Raw genomic sequence first — 8361 nt, 5'->3', positions numbered from 1 at the left:
GACTTCCTTGATCGGAAGTCCGCCAAAGCCAACCACTTTTTAATTTTTTAGCGCATCCCTATGGGATGGCTGTGATCTGGATGCAGAATTTGTTGTGGAAGCAGGACTCGTAGAAACGGTGCGCCTACGCTTAGGCTTCGCAGACTATGAGCACGTGGAGCTAGAGGGAGATGAAGTAGGAACGCGTTATGATCTCTCTGGTTGGGAAGGACGGCTCGAAGTCGTCCATGCCTGGGATAACGTCTCCGGTGTTTGGGGAGCACAGGCTAGTTTTGAAGACTCGACGGCAGACGGCGAAGAGGCGTTTACACCCCCGTCTGAGACGACTGAATGGGCAGCATTTTTCTTGGAAGAGTTCGATATGGACTCTTGGCAATGGAGTCTCGGAGGCCGTATCGACTATCGTGAGGTTGAGACAAATGCTGGGGATAGCGACGAAGCTTGGGCTCCCAGTGTTTCAGTTGCGGCGCTGGTGCCTTTGAGCGATATGCTGCGTGCCAGTGTTTCGCTGACTCGCTCTTCAAGGGCTCCTAACGCCACCGAACTTTATGCAGATGGTCCCCATGCTGCGACGGCTCAATACGAAATTGGAGACCCGACGCTTGATCTGGAGGTCGGCTATGGAATCGACGCATCACTCCGCTATGACTCGGGAGATATCGAGGCGGTATTGACGCTCTTTGGTCACCAGTTCGATAACTATGTCTATAGCCAGCAGACTGGAGAAGAGATCGATGAGCTGGACGTATATGAGTTCACTGAAGCTGAGGCTCTCGTCTATGGCGTTGAAGCGGAGATCACCTGGCATGCTCTGCATGAGGTTGACCAATCGTTCCACATCACAGGCCTGCTCGATATCACCCATGCTGAAAACAGAGACGCAGATACTTATCTACCGCGCACGCCTCCGGTGCGTCTCGGCGGCCGTCTGGACTACACTCTCGGGAATCTCTCGTTGAGTTCGCTATTACGCTATGCCTTTGAGCAAGACCGAACCGCTCCTTTCGAACTGCCTACAGAAGACTACGTTGAGTGGGATGCCCAGATGACCTGGTACTGGGAAATGGATCAGGCTTCGGGGAGTTTCTACGTCAAAGCGACCAATCTGCTCGATGAAGAGATTCGCCATCATACCTCGTTTATTAAAGATCAGGCACCTGAGCCGGGGCGCGGTGTGAGCGTGGGGGTGACTTGGGAGTTTTAAGCATTCCAATTGAGCACTCCGTCAGTAGGCGACCTACAAAATCAATGACAGGGAATATCTCCAATGCGGCTCATTTTTGCGTCGAGTTTCTTGGTCATGCTCTCAACTGCATCGGCATAAGCTGGGTCGTTGTAGACATTGATGACTTCGAGAGGGTCTTTTTTTAGGTCGAAGAGTTCCCATTCAGGTTGGTCGGTGCCGGGTCGGGCTCCGTCTTCATCTAGGTCTTCGTTATACCAATAAATGAGTTTATAGTCGTGCGTGCGGATACCGTAGTGAGCGTAGGCGTTGTGGATCTCGTCCTGGTTCATCCAATAGCGGTGATAAGCTAGATCGGTCCAGTCGTCCGGCGTTTTGCCTTCGAGTAAAGGCCTGATACTTCGGCCTTGCATATAGTTGGGTGCGGGTAGCTCTGCGAAGTCGAGGAAGGTTTGAGCGAAGTCGACATTGCTCACCATGTCTTTATTGATAGCGCCGGCTGAGATGCCCTTAGGGTAGCGCACCAGGAAGGGCATTTGGAAGCTTTCTTCGTAGATGAAGCGCTTGTCGAACCAGCCATGCTCGCCAAGGTAGAAGCCCTGGTCTGAGGTGTAGATCACAAGCGTGTTTTCTGCTAAACCTTTCTCGTCCAGGTATTCCAGGAGTCTCCCCACATTATCGTCGATCGAATGGACGGTCTGCAGATATTTGCGCATGTAGCGCTGATATTTGAATTCCTTGAGCTCTTGGTGCGTCTGGAAAGTAAATTTTTCGCCGGTGAGGCGACACATGAGTTCGAAACCTTCAAGATCGTCTGGAGAGGGAATCATGCACTCCACCGTACCGAGTTTTCGACCGTCAGCCGTAGTTGGCTGAACCAAATCGAGATCCCAATAAGTCATGTCGTGAGTGATCCGCATTCTGGCTGCAGAGGCAGCGTTAGCACGGTTCATGTAGTCGTCATCAAAAGTCTTGGGTGTGGGGATGGGATCTGTGTATGTGCCGCGGTGATCTTCGCGTGGATGCCAGGGGCGATGGGGGGCCTTGTGGTGGCACATGAGGAAAAAAGGCTTATCCGTGTCGCGCTGTTCGATAAAGTTCAGTGCTTTGTCGGTGGTGATGTCGGTGACGTAACCGGGGATCTTTTCTATGCCATCTGGGCCGATAAATTCGGGATTATAGTAGTCTCCCTGACCCGGAACTACCGACCATGTGTCAAAGCCAGTGGGCTCATGACGTGGACCCTCGCCCAGATGCCATTTGCCGATGATCGCTGTTTGATAGCCGCCTTGTTGTAGGTGTTTGGCTACGTTGGGCATCCGGTTGTCGATGTGCGTATCCAGGGTAGTCACCCGATTGATGTGATTGTGCGTGCCCGTGATGATCGCTGCACGCGAAGGCGTGCAGATAGAATTCGTAACGTAACAATGATCAAACCGCATGCCTTCCTTGGCCAGGCGGTCGATATTAGGGGTCTGGTTAATGCCGTGACCATAGGCAGAAATCGCCTGCGCAGCGTGGTCATCAGACATGATGAAGATGATATTGGGACGTTCGGCCATTGGGAGAAAGAGTTACCAATGTTCCATATATGAAACAAGAAATTTCTCTAATCTCGTCCCAATAACCTTTATCCATCTATCACCTTGCTGGCTCGTGAGGCTGATTCGAACCGCCACAAAAAAGGCTTCCCCGGTTTGGGGAAGCCTATGCTGAAATGATACCTGAGCCTTCAGCTCTACTTTGCTGCGATGACCGTTACCTTAGGCTTAGTTATCCTGAGTTTGCCTTTCTTACTTTCTTTAATGATGCCTGTTGCCGTCACGTTTAACTTGGTGCCAGGATTGCAGATCTGGTCGTGAAATTTTTTATCACCTTTGAGGAAGTAGACTTTGGCATCGTCGCCTTCTCCCACGACGACGGCCGTTTGGCATTTTTTGCTCTGTTTCATAGTGCACTTGGCACATTGGGCGACACCCGTGATGGTCTCTTTCTGAGGTTTTGACTTTTCTGCCTTGGCGGTTCCCTCGGCAAATGTAAAGGATGTCAGCCCTAAGGAGGCGATTAGGAGGAGTATATTTTTCATGTTTCGGTGTAGGGATTTTTCGGATTATCAAACCTCGGTTTTAGCTTTTAAAATACTTTAGTGGGTTCTGGTAAAGCTTCAAGCTCAGTCGGATTCATTAGATTATTGCGCTGTTCCTCGGTTAACTCTGCAGAACTTTCGGCGAATGCTTGGGCTTTGTCTTGGTCGATCTCTAGCCAGCGGCGGGCCACGTAGTAAACGGTGGTGTTACGCTGCTCGTCTTGGGTAATGCCTTCTGCCCAGCTCATCGCGGCTTCGGGGTCTTCATGTGCTGTACGTCGCGCGAAACTGACATATGCTGGATCAATATCTGCCGAACCTCCCTGCTGGTTCAGCCATTCAGCGGCAGCGCCGATATCCTTATCAATCCATTTTTGAGTGGAGATTTGTAGGGCGCTTTCGCGTTCGAGATCGGTATCCAAGGTCAGCGCCCAATTCGCCGCGAGTTCAGGATTTGTGTTCGACAAGTTATGGGCGATAGCGTCACTTGCGAATCGACGATTATCCGTATTTTCGAGGCTACTTATGAATTTTGATGCGACGGCTGGGCTTTGAAATTCATCCCGCTGCAAAACTCGACTGAGGAAGCGGTTGCCTGCTTGAGTGGATAGGCCGTCAGATATCAGCTGACCGACCTCAACGAAGTCGACTGTATCCTGTACCATTTCGGCTTCAATGACAGCGAAATAGGCAGCAGACCGCGCGGTGGCATCGGGCACTCTTTCGAGTAATTCTCGCGCATAGTTTAGATCGGACTGGGCTACTGCTTCAAAAATGCCGAAGTAAGCGCTGCGGGCAGCGTTACTCTCTGGGTCGACCGAATCTAGTGCTCCATTGGGATCGACGCGTGCCCATTTGCTCATTGCGGCTCGGATAAATGCAGATCGGAACTGGCGCGCACTGCGTCCCGTGGTCGCGCTGTTCTGAAGAATATCAAGCAGCTCTGGGATGTCAGAAGGCTCAATTTGATTGAGCAGTGCCCAAGACCGCTCGACTGCGACACTTGGATCAGAGAGCAAACCCTTCAAAGTTTGCATCGCTGCTTTTGATGAAAGGCGTTTCGAGTCATCGGGGATTACACTTTCACGCGTTTGATTGAATATCCCGCTTTCGAGTTGATCGCGGAGTTCGTCGATTTGCCACGGTTGCTCTCGTAGGGCTTCGATCAAGGAGCGTTCAGCATTGTTAATCTGAAACCCAGTATTTGTAGGCATGGATTGATCGTTCTCCATGTCGATCAATGGCGTCTGATTGAGTCCAAAAAAGAAGGCGACGGCAAGCGATACGATCCAGAATACACACAGTGCAATGATCTTTGAGGCCATGGTTTAGAGCGTAGACTTTAAGCGCCGTTCTAGGTTTCGGCAGCGGCTTTTTTTTCCATCGCCGTGGCAACATCATAACCCTCAATGCGGCCCTCATCAAAATCAATCAAGTCGGCTACACAGAGAACTGTATCAATTTTCTCGGGACACCCCATCTCAGTCAGTGCTTCGAGGAGAAATTCTCGCCCAGCCTCGCTGATCCCCTTATGTGTGATTTCGCGATTCCATTGAGCGACACGGCAATCCTCTGGGAACAGAGCGAGCAGCTTCGCGTCGAGTTCAGCGTCGTTTGCGCTTTCCATAACCGCAGTCTCGACATCTGCGGGATCGACTCCCAGGTGCATGCAGAGGAATCGGTCGAAACCACGCTTATAGTTTTTCTTATAACTTTTTGGCAGTTCACCGTATTCTTTAACCCAACGGATTTTTGCGATGAAGCGCGGTAGATGGAGTAATCCCGTGGCTGAATGCGGTAAGTAGGGCGATGGCAGGGTACGTAGGATAGCTCCCGTTGGACCAAACGGAGCGGCAAGGTGGTTTTCAGGCATAATGGAATTTGATGATAAGATTGAGACCGTTTTCATTCAAGAGCTCGAACCATTGCAAACAAGCATTGTCACAGAAAATGGTATGAAATTTGCCAGCAAAACAAGAAACCTTCCGACATTATGATAGCACGCCGTTTACTTTTTTTCTTCGTCATCTCGATTACATCAATCCAGCTTTTCGGCGAAGAAAAGGATCTCATTGTTACGATCAATGAGGAAAAACTGACCTTGAGTTATGAATTTGTAGCTGGGCTTGAGGCGAAAGAGTTAAACTTACACCAACCTCCCTACTTCAACCATGCCAAACTCAAGGTTGTCCCCATGGAGGCTTTGTGGAAGAGCGTCGCAGGTGCTGAGGAAAAAGATACCTTGCTCGCATGGTGCTGGGACGGATACCTTTCTCACTTTTCGCGCGATTTTTCAAAAGAGAAAGAAGCCTTCATTGTCGTCGAGATCAATGGAGTTAAACCTTCAAATTGGAAGGAATCTTTCGACGTAGATCCCGGGCCGTTTTTCTTTTCGTTCGATGATCAAGCCCATCCAGGCGTCCTTGGCTCTGGCCATAAGATGCCTTGGGGTGTGACTGAGATCGAATTTGTAAACTACGCTGAACGCTTCGAGCCTTACTACAGCGGAAAATTCACGGAATTATCTCATCAAGGTGAAATAGGTCGCAAATACTGGATGGTCTCGTGCATCAGTTGTCATTCAGGACCTGCTGGAACTATTGGCGGCAGCAGGGCGATGCGTCCCTTCGAAATTCTAGCGGCGCACGCCATTCACAATTCTGAATATTTTATCAATTACACGATTAACCCGCAGAGTTTTAATCCCAATTCCAAGATGTCAGCGGTGACATATTTTTCCGAGGAACAGCTCACAGATTTGATCGCCTTCATGAAAGAAGGCATGCTCGGGAGATAGCGCTGTTGGTCTGCAGCAACTTGGACGAAGTTTTCTGAAGAGTTTCAGGACGATTTCTGGACGGAGATGTAGGGCCTCCAGCATCACGGCAAACCATTTTTCAAGAGACTCTAAACACTTTCAGTTCTAGCTCGGTGATCGATTTATAATGTTTCGAATTCGCAGTGAATAGCACTTCGCGTTCTTCCACTGCGGTGGCTGCTATATGTGCATCGGCCATCTGCATGTTAGCTTTTAGGCAATACTCCTCCACATAAATGCAGGCTCGATGGCTGATATTTTCAGTCAGTGGAAGTAGCTTGAACGATTGATCACGGAAAAATTTTCCTATGGTTCGTTGTTCTCTTTTGTCACGAGCTCCCTGGTGTAATTCCATCAGCGTAACGGCTGAGATAGACCGCTTTGGAGTATCTTTTATTATGCTCGCAGCCTCCGTGTTGCCGCGTAGGAACCAGATTAGGATATCTGTATCAAAGATCACGATAGCGGCTATCGCGGAGTGCGCGTATTTGTGCCTCAACGTTCTCTGGCCCGTGATTTTTCCAAATCCCAAAAGCCTCGTGTTCAATCAAACTCTCATGCGAATCCTTTTCCAGAGGAGAGATTTGTGCTATCGGTTTACCGCGTCGCGACAAAATAACTGTTTCGCGATTTTCTACAGCCTTCAAAATTCGACTGGGTCGTCGACGCAAGTCTATCAAACTAGCTTCCATGTTTTAAAGTGTGCACATTAAATATGCACTTTGCAATCCTTAGAAATGGTTTGTTTAGCTCATATCCACAATCTGTCTAGCTTAGTTTGGGGAAATGAATCTCAAGATGCTGAGCTCTTACTGAACGATCATCTCCTGAGGCTTGGTAGCGCGATCACTGAACTGATCGCAGTGGGACAATGCTCGGGTGAAGCAATGGCTGTCGCCACCTCTTTATGCCTGATGGATACCATTATTGTTCTTCTTTGTCGAAGGCTGCATCGAAGGCGCGGTCGGAGCGGGGGAAGTCGAGATTGCGAACGAATGCTGCGCTTTCCGTGGCTCCGTGGACGCGATCCATGCGGATGTCCTCCCACTCAATGGAGAGGGGACCGCCGTAGCGAATGTCGTTGAGAGCGACGATGATGGCCTCGAAGTCGATGGCGCCACGGCCTACGGAACGGAAGTCCCAATAGCGGCGAGCATCGCCGAAGTCGGTGTGTCCACCGAAGACACCGACTGAGCCGTCACCTGCAGCCCACCATACGTCTTTCATATGGGCGTGGAAAATACGGTCATCAAAGTCGCGGATGAATTTCACGTAGTCGACGCCCTGGTAGCCCAAGTGGCTGGGGTCGTAATTGAAGCCAAAGCGCTTGTGTTGGCCCAGGGCCTCAAGGGCGCGTTGGGCACTGGCGATATCGAAGGCGATTTCGGTAGGATGGACTTCTAGAGCGAAATTAACGTTGACCGCATCAAATGCGTCCATGATAGGGCCGAAACGCTGGGCGAAGTCTTCAAACCCTTTCTCTAAGAATTCTTGGGATGTCGGCGGGAAAGCATAGAGGGCGTGCCAGATAGAGGAACCGGTGAAGCCGTTGACCACTGGCGCTACGACAGACTCATCCGGACGAGCATCAAAGAACTTCCGAGCTGCCTTCGCGGCATCAATTAATTCTTGGGCGGCGCGTTGGCGCACGCCTTCGGGCTCACCGTCGCCCCAAACATAATCGGGAAGAATGGACTGGTGGCGGGAATCGATTAGGTCACACACCGCCTGGCCGACCAAGTGACTGGAAATGGAATAGCAGGTCAGTGAGTTGTCTTGGAGTAGCTTCCACTTATTGGCGATATAATCGGCCTCGCTAAGAGCCTTTTGCACTTCAAAGTGATCGCCCCAGCAAGCCAGTTCGAGGCCATCGTAGCCCATTTCACGGGCCATGGGCGCGAGTTCTTCGAGGGATAAATCAGCCCATTGGCCAGTGAACAAAGTGACTTTGCGAGACATGGTAGAGGTATTTTTTACGGATTAAAGAATCTGGGTGTGCCGGGTAAGTAGGATTAAAATGGCTTACTGTGGAAGGAAAAAGCTTTGAGTTCATGCACTCTGAAAGTGGCGGATGCCATGCATGTCTCAGCCGCTGCTACAAATGGGCAAAAAACGTCCGAGTATACTCTCTGCATGCATCCAGCATGCGCTCTCTTCCTAAATGAATTCCAATCCGTATTTTAAATTTCCCAAATCCAATCACAGCCATCCCATAGGGATGCGCTAAAAAATTAAAAAGTGGTTGGCTCTGGCGGACTTCCGATCAAGGAAGTC

General features: G+C 50.2%; 9 protein-coding genes. 2 read left to right on the top strand and 7 right to left on the bottom strand.

Annotation, left to right across the window (positions count from 1 at the left end; genetic code table 11):
• Nucleotides 1-94: 94 nt before the first annotated feature.
• Nucleotides 95-1204 carry a TonB-dependent receptor gene (locus HRU10_14445; GenBank protein NRA28431.1) on the top strand — a complete coding sequence of 370 codons (1110 nt, stop codon included), beginning with the start codon at nt 95-97 and terminating at the stop codon, nt 1202-1204.
• Nucleotides 1205-1245: 41 nt separating this feature from the next.
• On the opposite strand, the gene HRU10_14440 is transcribed toward HRU10_14445, so the two are convergent.
• The 4 genes from HRU10_14440 to HRU10_14425 form a co-directional block, all read right to left on the bottom strand.
• Nucleotides 1246-2745 carry a sulfatase gene (locus HRU10_14440; GenBank protein ID NRA28430.1) on the bottom strand — a complete coding sequence of 500 codons (1500 nt, stop codon included), beginning with the start codon at nt 2743-2745 and terminating at the stop codon, nt 1246-1248.
• Between the two features lie 176 nt (nt 2746-2921).
• A complete protein-coding gene (locus HRU10_14435) occupies nt 2922-3269 on the bottom strand; it encodes a hypothetical protein (GenBank protein NRA28429.1) in 348 nt (115 codons plus the stop codon).
• A gap of 47 nt (nt 3270-3316) precedes the next feature.
• On the bottom strand, nt 3317-4594 hold the full coding sequence (locus HRU10_14430; protein ID NRA28428.1) for a hypothetical protein: 1278 nt from the start codon (nt 4592-4594) through the stop codon (nt 3317-3319).
• Nucleotides 4595-4623: 29 nt separating this feature from the next.
• Entirely contained in the window at nt 4624-5142 is a 519-nt protein-coding gene (locus HRU10_14425) for a DUF5069 domain-containing protein (GenBank protein NRA28427.1), read from the bottom strand.
• A 120-nt stretch (nt 5143-5262) separates the two neighbouring features.
• Here HRU10_14425 and HRU10_14420 point away from each other — a divergent pair, with 120 nt between their 5' ends.
• The gene (locus HRU10_14420) at nt 5263-6066 is read left to right on the top strand and encodes a hypothetical protein (GenBank protein NRA28426.1); all 804 of its coding nucleotides are present in this window, start codon (nt 5263-5265) and stop codon (nt 6064-6066) included.
• A gap of 100 nt (nt 6067-6166) precedes the next feature.
• Here the strand turns inward: HRU10_14420 and HRU10_14415 are convergent, their stop codons facing one another.
• From HRU10_14415 to HRU10_14405, 3 genes are all read right to left on the bottom strand, one after another.
• Complete coding sequence (locus tag HRU10_14415; protein ID NRA28425.1) at nt 6167-6547, bottom strand: type II toxin-antitoxin system VapC family toxin; 381 nt, start codon at nt 6545-6547, stop codon at nt 6167-6169.
• Nucleotides 6537-6779 (bottom strand): type II toxin-antitoxin system prevent-host-death family antitoxin, encoded by a 243-nt coding sequence (locus tag HRU10_14410; protein NRA28424.1) that lies wholly within the window; start codon nt 6777-6779, stop codon nt 6537-6539. Before HRU10_14410 ends, HRU10_14415 begins: the two co-directional genes overlap by 11 nt.
• 232 nt (nt 6780-7011) lie before the next feature.
• Nucleotides 7012-8046, bottom strand: a complete 1035-nt coding sequence (locus HRU10_14405) for a sugar phosphate isomerase/epimerase (GenBank protein NRA28423.1) — start codon at nt 8044-8046, stop codon at nt 7012-7014.
• Nucleotides 8047-8361 lie beyond the last annotated feature (315 nt).

This window comes from Opitutales bacterium, assembly GCA_013215165.1.
Classification (GTDB): domain Bacteria; phylum Verrucomicrobiota; class Verrucomicrobiia; order Opitutales; family JABSRG01; genus JABSRG01.
The sequence above is the reverse complement of the archived record's forward strand: the minus strand, read 5'-3'. Positions and strand labels throughout refer to the sequence as shown.